15 protein-coding genes are annotated in these 19216 nt (G+C 54.0%); 3 read left to right on the top strand and 12 right to left on the bottom strand.

All coding sequences use genetic code 11. From position 1 onward, the window contains the following. Nucleotides 1-67: 67 nt before the first annotated feature. The 9 genes from ptrA to rppH form a co-directional block, all read right to left on the bottom strand. Complete coding sequence (gene ptrA, locus GW579_RS21485) at nucleotides 68-2953, bottom strand: pitrilysin (protein ID WP_165061755.1); 2886 nt, start codon at nucleotides 2951-2953, stop codon at nucleotides 68-70. A gap of 312 nt (nucleotides 2954-3265) precedes the next feature. Beyond that, entirely contained in the window at nucleotides 3266-3613 is a 348-nt protein-coding gene (locus GW579_RS21480) for a prepilin-type N-terminal cleavage/methylation domain-containing protein (protein WP_165061752.1), read from the bottom strand. After that, a complete protein-coding gene (locus GW579_RS21475; RefSeq protein ID WP_338105872.1) occupies nucleotides 3606-4094 on the bottom strand; it encodes a YgdB family protein in 489 nt (162 codons plus the stop codon). The genes GW579_RS21480 and GW579_RS21475 overlap by 8 nt, the downstream gene beginning before the upstream one ends. Then, a complete protein-coding gene (locus GW579_RS21470; RefSeq protein ID WP_165061749.1) occupies nucleotides 4091-4678 on the bottom strand; it encodes a prepilin peptidase-dependent protein in 588 nt (195 codons plus the stop codon). Before GW579_RS21470 ends, GW579_RS21475 begins: the two co-directional genes overlap by 4 nt. After that, entirely contained in the window at nucleotides 4669-5163 is a 495-nt protein-coding gene (locus GW579_RS21465; protein WP_268959665.1) for a prepilin peptidase-dependent protein, read from the bottom strand. Before GW579_RS21465 ends, GW579_RS21470 begins: the two co-directional genes overlap by 10 nt. Nucleotides 5164-5412: 249 nt before the next feature. Beyond that, nucleotides 5413-6207 carry a thymidylate synthase gene (gene thyA / locus GW579_RS21460; RefSeq protein WP_152325435.1) on the bottom strand — a complete coding sequence of 265 codons (795 nt, stop codon included), beginning with the start codon at nucleotides 6205-6207 and terminating at the stop codon, nucleotides 5413-5415. A 6-nt stretch (nucleotides 6208-6213) separates the two neighbouring features. Further along, the gene (gene lgt / locus GW579_RS21455) at nucleotides 6214-7080 is read right to left on the bottom strand and encodes a prolipoprotein diacylglyceryl transferase (RefSeq protein WP_165061743.1); all 867 of its coding nucleotides are present in this window, start codon (nucleotides 7078-7080) and stop codon (nucleotides 6214-6216) included. A 182-nt stretch (nucleotides 7081-7262) separates the two neighbouring features. Then, the gene (gene ptsP, locus GW579_RS21450; protein WP_152325433.1) at nucleotides 7263-9509 is read right to left on the bottom strand and encodes a phosphoenolpyruvate--protein phosphotransferase; all 2247 of its coding nucleotides are present in this window, start codon (nucleotides 9507-9509) and stop codon (nucleotides 7263-7265) included. Nucleotides 9510-9520: 11 nt separating this feature from the next. Further along, on the bottom strand, nucleotides 9521-10048 hold the full coding sequence (gene rppH / locus GW579_RS21445) for an RNA pyrophosphohydrolase (RefSeq protein WP_101079247.1): 528 nt from the start codon (nucleotides 10046-10048) through the stop codon (nucleotides 9521-9523). Nucleotides 10049-10743: 695 nt separating this feature from the next. On the opposite strand from rppH, the gene mutH reads away from it, so the two are divergent. The 3 genes from mutH to GW579_RS21430 all read left to right on the top strand — a co-directional run bounded on the left by mutH (nucleotide 10744) and on the right by GW579_RS21430 (nucleotide 12987). After that, on the top strand, nucleotides 10744-11430 hold the full coding sequence (gene mutH / locus GW579_RS21440; protein ID WP_152325432.1) for a DNA mismatch repair endonuclease MutH: 687 nt from the start codon (nucleotides 10744-10746) through the stop codon (nucleotides 11428-11430). Between the two features lie 127 nt (nucleotides 11431-11557). Next, nucleotides 11558-11776 (top strand): YgdI/YgdR family lipoprotein, encoded by a 219-nt coding sequence (locus tag GW579_RS21435; protein WP_165061797.1) that lies wholly within the window; start codon nucleotides 11558-11560, stop codon nucleotides 11774-11776. A gap of 170 nt (nucleotides 11777-11946) precedes the next feature. Continuing rightward, nucleotides 11947-12987 carry an NADP(H)-dependent aldo-keto reductase gene (locus GW579_RS21430; RefSeq protein ID WP_152325431.1) on the top strand — a complete coding sequence of 347 codons (1041 nt, stop codon included), beginning with the start codon at nucleotides 11947-11949 and terminating at the stop codon, nucleotides 12985-12987. A gap of 77 nt (nucleotides 12988-13064) precedes the next feature. Here GW579_RS21430 and lplT read toward each other — a convergent pair whose 3' ends face one another. The 3 genes from lplT to GW579_RS21415 form a co-directional block, all read right to left on the bottom strand. Further along, on the bottom strand, nucleotides 13065-14273 hold the full coding sequence (lplT, locus tag GW579_RS21425; RefSeq protein WP_152325430.1) for a lysophospholipid transporter LplT: 1209 nt from the start codon (nucleotides 14271-14273) through the stop codon (nucleotides 13065-13067). Next, the gene (aas, locus tag GW579_RS21420) at nucleotides 14270-16435 is read right to left on the bottom strand and encodes a bifunctional acyl-ACP--phospholipid O-acyltransferase/long-chain-fatty-acid--ACP ligase (RefSeq protein ID WP_152325429.1); all 2166 of its coding nucleotides are present in this window, start codon (nucleotides 16433-16435) and stop codon (nucleotides 14270-14272) included. The genes lplT and aas overlap by 4 nt, the downstream gene beginning before the upstream one ends. A gap of 322 nt (nucleotides 16436-16757) precedes the next feature. Next, a complete protein-coding gene (locus GW579_RS21415; RefSeq protein ID WP_165061740.1) occupies nucleotides 16758-19028 on the bottom strand; it encodes a molybdopterin guanine dinucleotide-containing S/N-oxide reductase in 2271 nt (756 codons plus the stop codon). Nucleotides 19029-19216 lie beyond the last annotated feature (188 nt).

Raw genomic sequence — 19216 nt, 5'->3', positions numbered from 1 at the left:
ACCCATTATTCTGAGCATAAAAAAGGACGCTTTCGCGTCCTTTTGCTTTTACTGAAGTCTGGAAGTTCTATTTGCTGGTCTGCGATTTCAGAGCCTGCTGCAAGGTTGACGTATCCGGCCAGGTTTTGAAGCCTTCCGGCGCAGCATACTGCGGCGTTTTACTGTCGTTGCCGGAAACCTGAGACAGCATCGCCAGACCATCTTGCGCAATTACAGCCTGATGGAAATAGTCAGCCAGCTGAGTCTGCGTCAATCCGGCAATCACACGGATCACATTAGCCCGGGTATCAAACTGAGCATTTCCACGGCTGAAGTCATTGCCCAGACGATCGGCTTCTTCATCCAGCGTTTGCGGACGTTGCTGCATCTCATTCACCAGTCCCTGCTTATATTGCAGGAATTCATCATCTTTCATTTCCCGCAAACGCTTTTCAGCCTGCGGATAAAATGCCAGATAGCGCTGATAGAGATAGTCAGGTTGTTTGCTGTTACTTTGCAGCAGGAAGCCGATACCCCATTGTTTACCCACCGGGATCGGGAAGGCAAATACCGCGTATCCCAGCTGTTCCTGCGTACGCAGCTGGCTGTAGAACCACGGCTGAATAATCTGACCCAGCAGCGCACTGTAGCCCATACTCTGAACTTCGTCATAACCGCGTGGCACATACACCGCCGCCAGTGCAGAATCCGTGCTGGTACCAGTACGCTGGATATTGGCTTTCATCGGCTCAGACACTTCAGCCTGCTTTCCGCGCCACCATTCGTTCCCGTGCGCGCCCAGCTTTTGCATAATCTGCTGTGACATCGCCCTGACCTGATCGGCGGTCATATTCCCCACCACCATCACTTCGACGGCGGCGTGGTGAATCAGCTGTTCACGGTAATTATTCACGTCATCAAGCGTAATCTGCGCGACTAACTTTTCACGCTCGGCGCGTTCGGTATACGGCACACGGGAAAGCAGTTGGATCGGCTGTAACGCCAGTTCGAAAGCTTTGCCTTTATCGGCTGAAGATAGGCGTTCCAGATACCAGGATTTCGCCTGATCCAGCTGTTCCTGCGTCGGCTTAAAGTTCGGATAGTTATCCACTAATGCCGCCAGCAAATCAGGCAGACATTCAGTAAAGCCGGTGGCGGTAAATTGCAGGCCATTATCCGGAGACGTCCCGAACGTAATGCCGCCGATGGACGCCTGATAGCTCAGCTGATCAAACGCGACACCGGTCAGATAATCCGTCAGGCCGTACAACACCTGATTTTTTGCCGAACTCAGTGCCTCTTCATTACGGAAAGACACCGTGACATTGGCTTTCGGTTCATCGGCGAAGTACCTGCTCGGCATATAGAAGACACGCAGCCCTTTATCTTCCACCAGCAACTCAGGTTTGGCCGCCGTCGAGTCTTTCGTCACCAGCGCCAGAGAATCGGGAATATAGGGATTCAGCGCTGGCAGCGACAACGTGATGCCCTGCGCCAGCGTTTTCCATTTTTCAAAAGTTTGCGGCGGCACTTTATCGACTTCGTAAGGTGCCTCCATAAAGTAAGCCATTTTGTTGTGCGGCTCATTCGGGCTGATGATCCAGTAGCGCGCATTTTGCGGCGTCATTTCATCCAGACGTGATGCGATTGCTTTGGGATCGTACTGATCGGTCAGATACGGCGAATCGAGCACATGTTCAACCGGAACACGGAGCATGGTATCCACCAGCCACTCCACATAGTCCATATCTCGGGTTAACGCGGGATACCGGAAATCAAGCGCCATGACGTGAGCAATTTCGTCGAAATAAGACTTCTTAATACCCTGTGTCCGCATTTCGTTAAGATAACTGAAAATCGCGGCGATCACTGTGTCGCGCCGGGCAAGACCTTTATCCGTCAGGGAAACAGAGATATTAAATACCCCCATATTCCGGTTAACCATCGGGTCTGCTCCGGCGCTGATCCCGTCTGCATAACCTTGTTTCTGCAACCAGTCTGACAGCGTATTCGGGCTGCGGTTACCAATCAGATAGCTGATATAGGTATCTGTTTTACTGCGAAAATCTGCGCTGTTATTGTCGATGGCAAATTCAATACGCAATTCTTTGCGTGGCTGCGCGGGAACAAAATGGATGAATTCACCTTTTTGCTCTGTCGTCACCGTCGGTACGGTAATCGGCGGCACAACGGCATGATGGTTAGTGATCTTTCCGAAAGTATTGGCAGCCAAATCTGCCAGCTCCGGCAACGGTTTATTGCTGTAGATAACTCCTACCAGCAGATTGGCAGAATAATAGCGGTGATAGAACGCGGTGAGCTGATCGTGAAGTTTGCTGCCCGGTTTATCTTTTAACGTATCGAGATTACCACCGGAATAACGGGCCGCCGGGTGTTCAGGGTTTAACGTTTCGGCCCGAACCTGCGCCATACGCATCCCGTCACGCGAACGCGCCATGGTCAGTTCGGCATTTACCGCATTACGCTCACGGTCACCGTTAGCCGGGTCCAGCAATGGCTCACCGATGGCGTCCGAAAGGCGATCCACGGCTTCAGGCAAAGCATCATTTTCAACTTCCAGATAAAAGGCCGTACGGTAAGAAGCGGTGCTGCCGTTATGGCTGCCGCCATGTTTTTTAAGGAACTCGGAGAGGCTTTCAGGCTGAGGATACTTTTTCGATCCCATCAGAAGCATGTGTTCGGTGTAATGGGCAAGGCCAAGCTGGGAATCAGGGTCTTCCAGCGAACCCACGGGAATAGCCAGCGCAGCAAGTGACTTGGGCGCCTGAGGGTCAGAAACCAGCAATACCGTCATATCATTATCAAGCTTGATCGCCTGATACAGACGGGGGTCGTTCTGACTTTTATTAATAGCTTGTGCATAAGGCTGCCAGTTGGCGGCGCTTGCGACTCCAGGGGCCCAAAAGGTCAATAACAACAGTAACCCGGATATTCGGGTAACCTGTTTCAACATTGCCACTCTCCCTCAATCGAGTAAATATGCCCGCGGGCACTAAAAATAAACAGTTCAACAACTGATGGATCTCAACCTGCTGTTTTCTGCTATCAGGACTGTTCAGACCCCGCAGACGCAGGATAGTTGTCAAAAAAATCGAACCGGGATGAGCAGTCAGGAGCTCCGTCACATTTTGTTCCCGAACCGGACGTTTCCTCCAGGGGAAAATCACCCTGTTAAACCACTCTAAGCTGTTAGCCCGTCATTGCAAGCGGCTTGAGGGTATTTTCCCGACTTATTCTGAACCCGTTCTGCTGCCATTTAGCCATCCTATTTGCAGATCAGACGCTGCAAAATTGCCTGATATTTTGCAGGTGACCGGATAACAATATTGACCCGCTGGCATGATTGCCCGAAAGAAATCCCTGACAGTTGATATTCCCAGCCTTTCATGACAGTTTCGTGGCTCTGCCCGGTTGCCGCATAAGCTTCCAGCTGCGAATGAGCCTCTGACCACGCCTGTTGCACCTGCCACTGACGCATAAAACCATAGGTCAGTGACTGGTAATAATTCAGCAGCCCTAAAACAGACACCGACAGCAACAGTGCGGCTATCAATGCTTCCGGCAAGCTAAAACCCTGCTGTGAGATATCTTCTTTTCCGGATGCATTAACCATTACAAATCAGCTCATTAGTTTCAGGGCAGAAATCCAGCCAGCCTTGTTTCAGAGGGATAAAAACCAGAGTGCCGTCAGCCTTGTTTTTTCCACTGGCTTGCTGAAATTGCATGACAGGCTCACCGCCTTCGGCCATTTGCCCTTCCCCGCGCAGCAGAAATAGATCCGGGCGCAGTGACGGGCGCACACAGACCCGGCCTTTTCCTGAAATCAGCAAACCTGCGGCCACATCCTGGCATTGCCAGTCTGAACCGGTAGAAGCCTTCCAGGTTTGCTGAACTCCCCAGGCCAGCACCGTTGAAGCATTTTCCCAGGCAATAACGAACCGGTGCTGGCTGGAAGTCAGCGCCAGGCCAGCCGAAAGTTGCTGCTGTAATGAGTTAAGGGCAATAAGCCCCAGCCCCATCATCACCATAACGCTCAATATAAGGGCGCTGCCGTGCTGGCGTTCCGCACCGGTAAAATTCACAACAGCCTTCACAAGTTATGCCCCGCAACCAGCGCGCCGACCTGCTGATGGATAAAAGGATTTCGGCTCCACCGGGCCTCGAGTTGTAAAGTAAACAAATGGCCGCCAGAACTACTGGTTTGTTCTGTGATGTTAAACCTTGTCACGCTGACTTCGGCAGGATCGAGTAATTTTTCCCAGCCGGAACCGCTGCAACCGGAGGCTCCGCGCTGGATTTCAATGCCTCCTTTACGCAGGCGATAGCCAAAATATTCAGATTCAGCGGTGCCGGGGTTTTCCCATTTTCCGTTGCGGTTCATGTCGTAAATGGCAATGACGCAGGAGCCCGCCGCTTCTCCGTCAGCATTGCCGATAATGACGGGCTTTCCTTCACAAATGCCATTACAAAAACCAGCTCGTCGGAGATCTTTCTCCATCGTAAATGCCGTCTGACGCAGAAGCTGATCCAGCTGATAATGTCGGCCAAGGCTCTGGCTTCTCTGGCGCATCATCGGGTAAATTTGCGCGGCACTGAGCATCAGCATGCTTCCCAATCCCATCGCCATCATCACTTCCGGCAGCGTGAACCCGAAGTTATTGCGCGGGATTACTGGCATGACGCTATCCCAAGTAACGGCTGATTTTCACTGCATATCCGCAATCTTCCCCGAGCAGAAAGGACAATCCGCAGGCTGCCTGCCGCATTTTTCAGTGTGAGATGTCCCGGCATAGCCGAATTTCGCAATCCGTAAAAACCGGTCGCGTTGTCAGAAAAATCGAGCAATTCAATTTCAGGATCATCAACCGTAAACACCTTACTACCAGCCGCCTTGCAATCTGCCGCGCGCTGCCCGGTTCCCACGCAACCGCCCTTTCCACTCATCACCCACAGTAACGCGGAACGGTTGTAGTTGTTGGCACCGGTCTGAACGCCATAAAGATACAGGCGCAGCCGCTGAGCATGCTGCTCAAGCTTCAGCGCCTGCTGATAACTGCGCCAGCTGTGCATTCCCCACAGCGCGCACATCGCTACGATGACAACCACGACCATCATTTCTATCAGCGACATTCCCTGTTCTCCCGTCCTTTGCGTTGTTTTCATGGGGTCAGGTTAGGCATTTAAATTTTATCCGCTACAGGCAAAACGCATTTTTCCAGCACGCCTCGGGAACAATATGTGCAATAAAGGGCACGCAGCAAAATCGTTGTGCGATGCCTCGCAGGGATGAAATGAAATTAGAAATCACAACAGAAATTGTCAGGAAAAGGTGTAAAACGTACGGCAGCAGGGAGAAAGGTGTTAACGGAAATGGCCGCCTGACCAGAGTGGCAGGCGGCAAACAGCGAAGGATCAGACAGCGACGGGCGCTTTGATTGCCGGGTGCGGATCGTACCCTTCAATCTCGAAATCTTCGAAGTTGTAATCAAACAGGGAGGCTGGTTTGCGCTTGATAATCAGTTTAGGCAACGCGCGTGGCTCACGGCTCAGTTGCAAATGCGTCTGTTCCATGTGGTTGCTGTAAAGGTGAGTATCACCACCGGTCCAGACAAAATCGCCCACCGCGAGGTCGCATTGTTGCGCCATCATGTGGACCAGCAATGCATAGCTGGCGATATTGAACGGCAGGCCGAGGAAGATATCGCATGAGCGCTGATACAACTGACAGGACAATTTTCCGTCCGCCACATAGAACTGGAAGAAGGCGTGGCACGGTGCCAGCGCCATCTGATCCAGCTCACCCACGTTCCAGGCCGAAACAATGATACGGCGGGAATTAGGATCCTGTTTCAGTTGCTTAATCACATTGGACAACTGGTCAATTTGCGTGCCATCAGCCGCACCCCATGCACGCCACTGTTTGCCGTACACTGGGCCGAGGTCGCCGTTTTCATCTGCCCACTCGTCCCAGATGCTGACGTTGTTTTCACGCAGATAGGCGATATTGGTTTCGCCTTTCAGGAACCACAGAAGTTCATGAATGATGGAGCGCAGATGGCATTTTTTCGTGGTGACCAGCGGAAAGCCTTCCTGCAAATTGAAACGCATCTGATGACCAAAAATCGACAACGTGCCAGTACCGGTACGGTCGGCTTTAGGGGTGCCCTCATCGAGCACTTTCTGCATTAAATCCAGATACTGTTTCATGTTACCTCACGACAATTGCTGCGGACGGCGATATGCCCAGACCATCATAATCAGGCCAATGACCACCATCGGGATGGACAGAACCTGCCCCATACTGATGATCCCATCGAACAGGCCCAGTTGCGCATCCGGCTGGCGGAAATGTTCGACGATGATGCGGAATAAGCCGTAGCCAATCAGGAATAAGCCTGATACCGCACCCATCGGGCGTGATTTGCGAATAAAGACGTTCAGAATGATGAACAATACGATGCCTTCCAGCAGCAGTTCATACAGCTGCGAAGGATGGCGCGGCAGTACACCGTACTGGTTCAGCAGCGGCTGCCATTTCGGGTCAGCGGCGGCAATCGCGATATCTTCCTGACGTGAGCCGGGGAACAACATCGCCCAAGGCACATCGGTGGTCACACGACCCCAAAGCTCGCCGTTAATGAAGTTGCCCAGACGTCCTGCACCCAGGCCAAACGGGATCAGCGGAGCAATGAAATCGGAAACCTGGAAGAAATTACGCTTGGTACGGCGTGCGAAAATCAGCATCACGACGATCACACCAATCAGGCCGCCGTGGAAGGACATACCGCCGTCCCACACTTTGAAGAGATAAAGAGGATTATCGAGGAACAGTGGCAGGTTGTAGAAGAAGACATAACCGATACGGCCACCGAGGAAGACACCGAGGAAACCGGCATAGAGTAAATTCTCTACTTCTTCTTTTTTCCAGCCGCTGCCTGGCTTGTTGGCACGGCGTACAGCCAGCCACATTGCGAAGACAAAACCGACCAGATACATCAGTCCGTACCAGTGAAGAGATACCGGCCCGATGGAGAAAATCACCGGGTCAAACTGGGGAAACGCCAGATAGCTGTTGCTCATCTATCACCACAAATTGTTTATCATTATCGCCCGGTTAAGGGCCAGCAGGGAGCGAATAGTAGCATAGCCGGGAGGTTTTCCGGGGCTAAGCCGCTGGAAAAGTTCTGTAAAAAATCATCTCATCGTTCGCCGGAATGCGGCCACAGCAGAAGTCACGCGGTACAGCGTACCGCGAAGGGTGTTTATTTGCCGCCGCGGATCAGGCCGCCCAGCCCGCGTCGCTCCATAAATGCTGCCGTCATATGGCGGACATCCGTGGTGAAATGCGCCTGTAAAACGCGGCTGGCCAGCTCTTCGGCATCGTGTAATTCAATACGGCGGAGCAGATATTTTATACGCGCCACGCTGCGGCCGTTCATGCTGAGATTGCGGAACCCCATGCCGGTCAGCAACAGCGCGCCCATCGGGTCACCGGCCATTTCACCGCACAAACTGACATCCAGCCCGGCGGCTTCTGCGCTGGTGACAATCTGCTTAAGCACACGCAACATCGCCGGATGCAGGCTGTCGTAAAGCCCGGCGACCCGGGTATTGTTACGATCGACGGCCAGCAGATATTGCGTTAAATCGTTGGTGCCCACGGAGATAAACTCCACTCTTCCGGCCAGAGCCGGGAGCATGAAGATCATCGAAGGCACTTCAATCATGACACCCAGACGCGTCGGCGGCAGCTCATAACCCAACTGTTCTTCCACTTCACGTCCGGCACGATCAATCAGGCGTCGCGCTTCATCAATCTCTTCGAGGCTGGTGACCATCGGCAGTAAAATGCCAAGATTGCCGGTCGCCGCGTTGGCGCGCAGCATGGCGCGAACCTGAATCAGGAAAATCTCGGGCTGATCGAGCGTGATACGAATACCACGCCAGCCCAGACACGGGTTTTCTTCGCTGATCGGCATATACGGCAGCTGTTTGTCAGAGCCGATATCCAGCGTGCGCAGCGTCACCGACTTTTGCGGGAATAATTGCAGCATGCCCTGATACTGCGCGACCTGTTCTTCTTCCGAAGGGAAGCCGCTTTGCAGCATGAACGGAATTTCCGTGCGGTATAACCCGACACCGTCGACGCGGCTGCCAAACAACTTTTCGTGGTCAGCGCTAAGCCCGGCGTTGAGCATAACCTGTACCCGCTCGCCGCTCTTCAGCGCAGCCGGTTGCTCAACATCATCTTCGGCTTTCTGGCTCAGCTCCATTTCTTCGCTGATGAGACGTTTGTATTCCGTCACCAGAACGGCTTCCGGGTCAATCAGCAATTCGCCACGGTAACCATCAACAATCAGCTGACGCTGGCTCAGCAGCGCGGGCTGAATATCCGCGCCCATAATGGTCGGGACGCCCATCGCACGGACTAAAATTGCGGCATGTGAATTCGCTGCACCGTCGCGGACGACGACGCCCGCCAGCCGGTCTTGCGGAACTTCCGCCAGCAATGTCGCGGTCAGTTCATCAGCGACCAGAATGAAACGTTCCGGCCACTGAGTATTGCCCTGGATGGTATCGTCGAGATGAAACACCAGCCGCTGGCCGAGTGCACGTAAATCGCTGCCGCGCTCACGCAGATAGGTATCCTGGAGGCTGGCAAACTGAGCCGCAAATTCTTCAACAACCTTTTTGACCGCCCATTCCGCCACTGCGCCCTGATCAATCTGCGCAAACAGCTCGCGCTTGAGGCGCGCATCATTGAGTAAATGGGAATAGAGGTCGAAAATCGCCGCGCTTTCTTTCTGCGCGCTGGCCGTGAAGCGTTTACTGAAACGGCGGAATTCTGCACCGGCATCTTCCAGTGCGCGGGTCAGCCGCTCGCGTTCACGAACGGTGTCCAGCGTGGACGCCATGTAGACATGCTCAAGCGAAGGTTGCGAGCTGTCCTGCCAGCCGATCCCAATCGCCACACCGGGCGATGCGGCCAGTGCCCGCACGCGGGTCTGACGGAAACGTCCGTAAAGCACATTAAGCTGTGCCTGGGAAAGGATTGCCGCCAGCTGCGTTGCCAGCGTGACCATAAAGGACTCTTCACTTTCATCAAACTGGCGATGCTCGCGCTGCTGAATAACCAGCACGCCCAGCAGCTGACGACGGTGAATGATCGGCACGCCTAAGAAGGATCGGAAAAGATCTTCTTTGACGGCAGGGATATATTTGAAACTCGGGTGGCTCTGCGCGTCGGCAAGGTTGATGGGTTCAGCCAGACGCCCGACCAGACCCACGATGCCCTGATCAAACGCCAGGGTAATAGTGCGCCCGCGAGGCTTTTTCAAACCTCGCGTCGCCATCAGATAGTAACAACGGCGGTCATTGTCAGCGAGATAGACGGAACACACTTCAGTGTCCATCGCCAGGCAGGTTTCGTTGACCAGTACGTCCAGCGCATCATTCAGGCTGGACGCCATTGCTACCTTTTCAACAATTTCTCGCAAACGCGTGAGCATTTCTTCGTGACTTAGCCTCTTTTACGACGATAAGCGGGTGATGTCTTTGGAAGAGAGACTTCCTGCATCGGCATGATAGTGGTGGAAAACTCCTTCATTACACGACGGTAGACATCACGTTTGAATGACACGACCTGACGAACCGGATACCAGAAACTTACCCAACGCCAGCCATCAAATTCAGGCGTGCTGCTGCGCTGCATATTGATATCCGCATCGTTGCACATCAGTTGCAGCAAGAACCATTTTTGCTTTTGGCCGATACAAACCGGCTTTGTGTCCCAACGCACCAAACGTTTTGGCAATTTATAACGTAACCAGTTACGGGTCGAAGCCAGAATACGTACATCTTTACGGCCAAGCCCCACTTCCTCAAACAGCTCGCGGTACATGGCCTGCTCAGCGGTTTCACCGGGGTTTATGCCCCCCTGTGGAAACTGCCAGGAGTGCTGACCGTATCGTCTGGCCCATAACACCTGACCCTGCTTGTCACAGATTACGATACCAACATTCGGGCGGTAGCCATCATCATCGATCACCGGACTACCTCAATAGCTTAAAATCATAGATGTTCTGATTGTTTCATACTACCAACAGGCGGTAAACCACTGGTTAACGCCGATCGGCATGAATAAAAATGGGATAACTCACAGTTATAACCAAAGTTATAAACAGATTTGGGAAAACATCCGAGATTTTATTCACTTTTTCTGTGGATAGATATGTGAAGAACTTAAGAGTAAGCGGGGTAAAACTCTCCTGAACTTATTTGCCCGCGAAAAATGAAACCCCATAAAACACTTACAAAACATGATATTGACAACCAATAAACACGTTATCCCACGTTCAAAAACGAGAACCAAATCACATTGTAAAGTGATCTGGCGAAAGATCGACCAATGACGTTTTTATCCACAGCGATCGACTAAAAGTTGTCGTTACCTGAGCAATAATTGGATGAAACCCCATACGTCAAGCCTGTAAATCGAACCAGTGATCGGATAAACCTGAGGTTATCCAAGAAATCTGTGGATAACTAGGTGGAAGATCCTGTTTATTGTCGCCTTCAACAGGTGATCAACCTAATCTTTAGCCTGCAAAATCCGCCGGAATGCGGAAAAAAAACTAAGATAAATCATGCTATTATTCCTCAGCCGCGCAGGTATAACTTTTTATTCACCGTGCGGGATGAAAGCAGTACGAAATTTAATCTATTGAATGAGCATTGTTTTTTATGTCGATTCCTTTACCTGCAACACAACCGCCCCGTGACGAAAACGCACTGCTGCAACGCGCGCAATCTCTTGCGGGTCATACATTAGGCGAACTGGCGACACGCGCAGGTTTGCCAATCCCGGCGAATCTGAAACGTGAAAAAGGCTGGGTCGGCATGTTGCTGGAAGTGTATCTCGGTGCCATCGCGGGCAGTAAACCCGAGCAGGATTTTGCCGACATTGGCATTGAGCTGAAAACGATCCCGGTCGATTCCAGGGGGAAACCGCTGGAAACCACTTTCGTGTGCGTCGCCCCGTTAACCGGAAACAGCGGCGTGACGTGGGAAAGCAGTCATGTGCGGCACAAACTGGCCCGTGTGCTGTGGATCCCTGTAGAAGGCGAACGTCAGATCCCGCTGGCAGAACGGCATATAGGTGCGCCTTTGCTGTGGCAACCGTCGCAAGAAGAAGATGAGCAGTTGCGTCAGGACTGGGAAGAGCTGATGGATTTAATCGTGCTCGGTAAAGTCGAAAGCATAACGGCCCGTCACGGAGAATATCTGCAACTGCGCCCGAAAGCCGCGAACAGCAAGGCGCTGACAGAAGCTATCGGCGAGTTCGGACAGCCGATCCTGACACTTCCCCGCGGCTTTTATCTTAAGAAGCGTTTCACCGGCGCGCTGCTGTCCCGCCACTTTCTGCTTTGAATACCGAAATTTATAAAATTTCACACACCTTTTCTGCCACGTTGGATTCCTTTTGCTACGCTAGACTGTAGATCATTTCCCATAACGAAAAATCTTCGACGTAACCAAAGGAATAACAACGATGATGATGAAGAAAACTTTGATGCTGACCGGTGCTGCACTTCTGGTTTTTAGCCTCTCAGGCTGCGCCAGCGACTACGTGATTTCCACCAAAGACGGCAATATGATCCTGACCGACGGCAAACCCGAGCTGGATAAATCCACCGGTCTGCTCAGCTACACCGATGAACAGGGCAATAAGCGTCAGATCAACAACGATAACGTCAGCCAGGTCATGAAACGCTAAATACCGCGCCCCACTCCATCCTGCCTGATGCAATAACGCGGGTAGCCATACGTGCCACCCGCGTTATTGCAGGATAGTTGCCCCCTTCCCCCTTGTTCCTGCCTTGTATATAGTCAGTAAAGGCGCTTTTTCGTTAGGCTGACATTCTCAGATAGAAAGGAAGACCGGCAATGCAATATCACCGTATACCCCACAGTTCTTTAGAAGTGAGCTTACTGGGACTTGGCACCATGACTTTTGGTGAACAGAACAGCGAAGCCGACGCCCATCAGCAACTGGATTACGCCGTTGCGGCGGGCATAAACCTGATTGATACCGCAGAAATGTATCCCGTTCCGCCGCGTCCTGAAACGCAGGGCCTGACGGAAAGCTATATTGGCAGCTGGCTGAAAGCCCGCGGCAACCGCGAGAAGATCATTCTGGCGAGTAAAGTCGCCGGTCCTTCGCGCGGTAACGACAATTCCATCCGTCCGGGCCAGATGCTGGATCGCAAAAATATCCGCGCGGCGCTGGATGCCAGCCTGAAACGTCTGAATACGGATTATCTGGACTTATATCAGCTGCACTGGCCGCAGCGTCAGACCAATTTCTTTGGCAAACTGAGCTATCAGTACACTGAAGAACAGTCTCCGGTGACTTTACTGGAAACGCTTGAAGCTCTGAATGAACAGGTGCGCGCCGGTAAAATCCGCTACATCGGTGTTTCTAACGAAACGCCGTGGGGCGTGATGCGTTATCTGCAACTTGCCGAAAAGCATGACCTGCCGCGTATTGTTTCGATTCAAAACCCGTACAGCCTGCTGAACCGCAGCTTTGAAATCGGTTTGTCAGAAATCAGCCAGCACGAAGGGGTGGAATTGCTCGCCTATTCCAGCCTGGCGTTCGGTACGCTGAGCGGCAAATACCTGAACGGTGCGAAACCGGCCGGTGCGCGTAACACGCTGTTCAGCCGCTTCACGCGTTACTCTTCACCGCAGGCAGAAGCGGCGATTGCCGAATATGTCGCGCTGGCGAAAAAACACAATCTGGATCCTTCGCAAATGGCTCTGGCCTTCGTGCGCCAGCAACCGTTTGTCGCCAGCACGCTGCTGGGCGCGACCACGCTGGAACAACTGAAGATCAACATCGACAGTCAGGACCTGACGCTTGATGGCGAAATTCTGGTTGAGCTGGAAGAAATCCACAAACGCTTCACCATTCCGGCACCGTAACAAACGCCATATCACAGCCATTAAAAAAGGGCGCTCAGCGCCCTTTTGTTTTTTACGGAATTGCTATAAAAACAGCATTAGGCCAGACGGCGTTTCTGCATATTCTTCCAGATCCACAGCCCGGTAATCGCCAGCGCAAACACCACGCCGAAGCCGATACCAATCGCCACGACCGGCGCACCCGCCATCACCACCAGCGAATACAAGCCAAGCATCAGCAACATCGCCGTGTTCTCTCCGAGGTTCTGCACTGCAATTGCATTACCAGCGCCGACGGAAATTTTACCGCGATGCTGTAACAGCGCGTTCAGCGGAACCACGAAGAAACCGCCGAGGATCCCGACAACCACCAGCACAATATACGAACTTAGCATGCTGGTTTGCAGGGCGAATACGACGACCGCAATCCCGATCGCGACACCCGCCGGCAGACAGCGTTTCACTGTTTCCAGGCGGATGAGTTTCGCAGCCGCACCGGCACCAAACACAATACCGATGGCGACCATCGCATTCAGAAGCGTCGGCGTTTTGTTATCGGTAATGCCGAGCGCCACCGGCACCCACAGCACCAGCAGGAAACGCAGCGTCACACCCGCGCCCCAGAAGAGGCTGGTACCGACCAGCGAAAAGCGGGTTTCGCCGTCCTGCCACAAGGTTTTGCAGGCGAAGAAAAACGTCCGCGTCATTTTGGCCGGATTCCACGACTGTCCCGGACGCGCCGGTGTCAGCTTGGGAATAAACCAGTTCGCCGCGACCGCCGCGCCATAAGCCAGCACGCAGATACCGAGCGCAGCCAGAATGCTCCAGTCAGCCAGCGCGCCACCGGCCACCGAGCCGAGAAGGATGGCCGCAATGGTCGAGGCTTCCATCATGCCGTTGGCTTTCACCAGCTGCTCGCCGCTGGCGATTTCACCCAAGATGCCATATTTGGCCGGTGAATACGCCGCCGCCCCAATCCCCACCAGCGTATAGCCGAGGAACGGGTTCAGTCCGGCGCAAATCACCGCCGCCCCGCCGAGTTTGAGCAGATTGGCAACCATCATTACGCGGCCTTTCGAGAAGCTGTCCGCGAACTGCCCGACAAACGGCGCGAGAATAATGTACGTCGCCACAAACGCCATCTGTAAAACCGGCTGGCTCCAGTCGGGATACAGCTGCTGTTTGATCAGCGCCAGCGCGGCAAACAACAGCGCGTTATCGCCAAACGCAGACAGAAACTGCGCGACGATCACCGCCGTCATGCTTTTCGACATCAGCGGCGCTGCCGCCATAGAAGGTTGGCTCATGCCTCACTCTCCGGGTTTTCTGCCATCTGGCGCAGGGTGACAAAATCAGGTTTACCGCTGCCCAGCAACGGCAAGGCTTTAACCACGCGAATATCGCGCGGCACTGCGAGTTCCGGCAGCCCCAATTCGCGGGCGGCTTTACTCAGGGCATCACGGCGCAATTCCGGGTCGGTGGTAAACAGCACCAATGCTTCGCCTTTGCTGCTGTCGCTGCGTGACGTCGCTGCATGTTGTTTATCCGGTGAAGCTTTGATGGCAAGTTGCTCGACGCTTTCCAGCGACACCATTTCACCGGCCAGCTTGGCAAAACGCTTCACGCGGCCACGAATGGCGCAGAAACCTTTGTCATCCAGCGTGACGATATCCCCCGTGTCATACCAGCCTGCCTGCATTTCGCCGTCGGCGTTTTCGGCCTGTGGCGCTTCCAGTACGCCCGGATTTTCAACCCGCAGATAGCCTTTCATGATGTTCGGGCCACGCAGTTGCAGGCGTCCGCCTTCTTCAATACCCGGCACTTTAATCAGACGTGATTCCATTCCCGGCAAAATCTGACCGACGGTATTCACTTTCGCGGCCATCGGCACGTTAATTGCCACCACCGGCGCGCATTCGGTCACGCCATAGCCTTCGAGAATGCGGATACCGAATTTGTTCTGCCAGATTTCCTTGGTGCTTTCCGCCAGTTTTTCCGCGCCAGCAACGACATAGCGCAAGCGGGCAAAATCATAAGGATGTGCAAATCGGGCATAGTTGCCGAGGAAGGTGGACGTACCGAACAACACGTTGCAGTTCTGATCGTAGACCAGCTCCGGCACGATGCGGTAATGCAGCGGGCTCGGATACAGGAACACGCGCGCGCCAGTCATGATCGGCGTTAACAGACCGACGGTCAGCCCGAACGCATGGAACAGCGGCAGGGAGGACATGAAACGGTCGCGGGGGGTGAAATCCGCCACGGTGCGGATTTGCTCAACGTTCGCCAGCAGGCTCGCATGGGAATGCACCACGCCTTTCGGATTGCCTTCGGAGCCGGAGGTAAACAGCACCAGCGCGGCATCGTCAGGTTGCTGTGGCAACATTGCGCGACGCGGGAAAATCAGGTGGAGCAGGATCCAAAGTTTGTCCTGCAACGTGACGGTATCTTTTAAATCTTCCAGATAAACCCAGTTAGCTTCCGGGACATTCTCCGGCAGATGCGTCAGTTTGCCTTTTTCGAGGAACTGGCGGGACGTAATGATCGTTTTGATTTGCGCCGCTTTCATCGCGCTTTGCAGCCCTTTCGCACCGGCGGTGTAGTTGAGCAGCGCCGGAATACGGTTGCGCATCGACGCGCCAAACAGCGCTGCGGCCATGATCGTGGCATTAGGCAGCAGCATCCCGACGTGTTCCCCTTCGCGGGTGAAACGTTGCAGGATACGGCTGACGCCGAGGGATTTTTTCAGCAGGCCCTGATAAGAATCTTCCTTGAAAGAAACATCGGCGATGCAGGGTTTGCGGCGGCCATAGCGGGTTTGCGCCGACAGAAACGCCTGATACAACGTTTCCGGCTCGCGGGTTTCCATGCGCGCCTGCATCATCACTTTATGCAATTGCTCACCAGCCAGCACGCGGCGGTCGCGGGAACGCGCGGCTTCCGGCATCGGGATCGTCACCGGCGGCAAAACGTTGATTGTCACTTTCGGGAACCAGCGGATTTTGAAACTGCCGAACAGGCGACCAAATGGCGTAAATTCTGCGCCGTCAATGCGGATCGGGATCACGGTGGCCTGTGACTTCGCCGCGACAAAAGCGGCGCCGTCATAAATCTTCATTAATGAACCGGTGACCGTAATACGCCCTTCCGGGAAAACCACCACCGGACGCCCTTTTTCCACTTCGCGGATCAGGTGTTTAATCGCCATCGGTTTGGTCGGGTCCAGCGGCATGAAGTCCACGTACGGCTTCAGCCAGCGCATAAACCAGGTATCAGTAATGTTGGAATACACCGCGAACACCGGTTTGACCGGCAGAAAAAGCACCAGCAGCATGCCGTCTATAAAAGAAACATGGTTGGGCGTGAGCAATAAACGCGGGTAATCAAATGAGGATTTCGCCGGCGTGACCGTCACCCGGAACGCTATGCGGAACAGCCACCTGAACGCGGCGAAAAGAAAGTTATACATGTTTGCCATCTCCTTATGTGTCATCCCTGATCTTGAAAGAAAAAGGTTGGGGAAACAGCATACTATAAGCCGTTGTAAAAGACGCCAGTCGGAGAGAGTTTCGGAGGTTGCTTAACGACGTGCAGAATTGAGACAAAAAAAAACCTACGCATCCGCGTAGGTTGGTGCAAATTTAATCGGTATCAACATGCAGAGCACGTTGATGATTCACCAATCAATACCTCTGGGACGTTCAATTTAGCTGGTTTGTACGAACCACAGCCAGCAGGCAATCGAAACATAATTCCGCAAAGTGTAACGAGTGGTGAAAATGCCTCCGGTTTTAATCATTTAATGCTGATTGCGTTACTTCGACCAGGCAGCTCATTGCATTTGGCCCCTGCGTCAGACGCGAGGTGCCGATATCCAGCGTCAGCACATTCGGATTTCCCGCCTGCTCGGTTTCCTGCCATTTACCGCCAAAGCCCGGATCAAACCAGGCGCCGGTGGACATCAGCACCACGCCGCGCGTAATGCCGTCATTGAACGAAACCCCGGCCAGACAGCTGCCGCGCGCGTTATGCACTTTCACCCGGTCGCCGTCGTTCAGCTGGCGGCTGGCCGCGTCTTCAGGATGCATAAACAGCGTTTCTTTCCCGGCCGTTTTGTTCGACTGCGCCAGCGGCGACTGATCGAGCTGGCTATGCAACCGGTCTTTCGGCTGGATGGAAATCAGATGCAGCGGCCACTCTTTGGCCGTTTCTGCGCCCAGCCACTCCACCGGCGGCTGCCATTCCGGATGCGGTGCGAAATCTTCGTAACCGTATCCGGCGATGGTTTCGGAGAACAACTCGATTTTTCCACTGTGCGTGCCCAGCGGATTAGCGCGCGGGCTTTTGCGGAATTCTTCGAAGAAGATGTAATCCTTCTCCGGCGTCGGCAATTCAACAAAACCGCGTTCCCAGAACGTTTCAAAGTCCGGCCATTCAACGCCGGTGCCTTTCTGCGCTTCACCGCACTGACGGTAAATATGGCGCAGCCACTGATCTTCGTTGCGCCCCTGCGTGAACGGTTCGCGGTAACCGAGACGGTCGGCGATATCGGCGAAAATATCAAAATCGTTACGCGCCTGATGCTGTGGCGCGACGGCCTGATGCATCGCCAGCACGAAACGGTCACGCGAAGAACCGCCGATATCATTACGCTCAAGCGAGGTGGTCGCAGGCAGCACGATGTCGGCCATCTGCGCTGCCGGTGTCCAGACGTTATCCTGCACGATCACCGTGTCCGGTTTCTGCCAGCCTTCAACCAGGCGGTTAAGCTGCTGATGGTGATGGAACGGATTGCCGCCGGCCCAGTGAACCAGATGAATATCCGGATAATTCAGCGTCTCGCCCTGGAATTCGTACGGCTGCCCCGGATTGAGCAACATGTCGCTGATGCGCGCAACAGGAATCGACAAACCGGAAGGATTCGGCCCGGCGCTGACGGCAGGGCCCGGCGTGTCAAAACGCGGATTGCCGACGCTGTTCATCGAACCGTGACCAAACGAGAAGCCGCCGCCCGGCAAACCGACCTGCCCGAGCATGGCGGAAATGGCGATCATCATCCAGTACGGCTGTTCGCCGCGATGGGCGCGCTGCACGGAATAAGAACAGGTAATAAAGCTGCGCACGCCGATCAGATCGTCGGCCAGCCGCGCAATGCGTTCAGCCGGAATACCGGTAATGTGGCTCGCCCACTCCGGCGTTTTCGCCACGCCGTCAGTATCACCGCGCAGGTACGCCGCGAGCTGCGGATAACCCACGCAGTGGCTGGCCAGAAACGCATCGTCCTGTGCATCCTTGCGCTGGATCTCATACGCGATCGCCATCATCAGCGCTGCGTCAGTGTTCGGGCGGATCGGGATCCACTCGGCATTCACAAACGCCGGGCAGTCATCGCGCATCGGGCTGATGTTAATCACCCGCGTGCCTTTTTTTGCCAGCTGTTCCAGCGCCGGTTTCAGCGTATGTTCCACCGCGCCGCCGGATGCCACTTGCGCGTTTTTCAGCGCCAGACCGCCGAAGGCAAGCAGGATTTCCGCATGCTCCACCACGCTCGGCCACGACGTGACGCGCCCGGTCAGTGGCGTAAATGTACCAATCACATACGGCAGGAAAAACTGCGCCGAGCCCCAGCTGTAATTGCCCTGCTGATCCACACCGCCGCCGCCGGTGAAATAAAAACGGCGCACCAGCGAACGGGCATGGTGTAAACGCCCCGCAGAAGACCAGCCGTAAGAACCGTTGAAAATCCCGGATGCGCCGTAGCGGTCGCGCACGCGTTTATTCTCTTCAGCGACCAGATCCAGCGCCAGATCCCAGTCCACTTCGACAAAATCTTCACGCCCGCGCAGCGAGCGATCACTGTTTTCGCGTTTTTGCAGCCAGGAACGGCGCACCGCCGGTTTGCGGATGCGTTTTTCCGAATACACCAGCGGCGCAATCGAATCGAGTAAAGGCGAAGGGTCAGCATCGGCGGAATAAGGCTCGCAGCGGATCAGGCGGCCATCTTCCACCACGGCGGTATACGCGCCCCAGTGAGCCAGTTGCGGGTAACGTTTTATCGGCATTTTTTCTTTTTCTCAGCGCGGGTGAATAGCATTAAAAATAACATTCGCGCCGTTCTCAGTTCAAAGAACAAATCATCTTAATCAAACCCATTTCGGCCCTTTCAGGCTGCGATTTCCGTTAAAGACGGCATTCTTTTCCCGTTACATGCGTCTTGCATCGAAAAGTTGCGATCGACATCCTTGCAGCC

The organism is Rahnella contaminans (genome assembly GCF_011065485.1).
In the GTDB taxonomy this organism is placed as follows: Bacteria; Pseudomonadota; Gammaproteobacteria; order Enterobacterales; family Enterobacteriaceae; genus Rahnella; species Rahnella contaminans.
The sequence above is the reverse complement of the archived record's forward strand: the minus strand, read 5'-3'. Positions and strand labels throughout refer to the sequence as shown.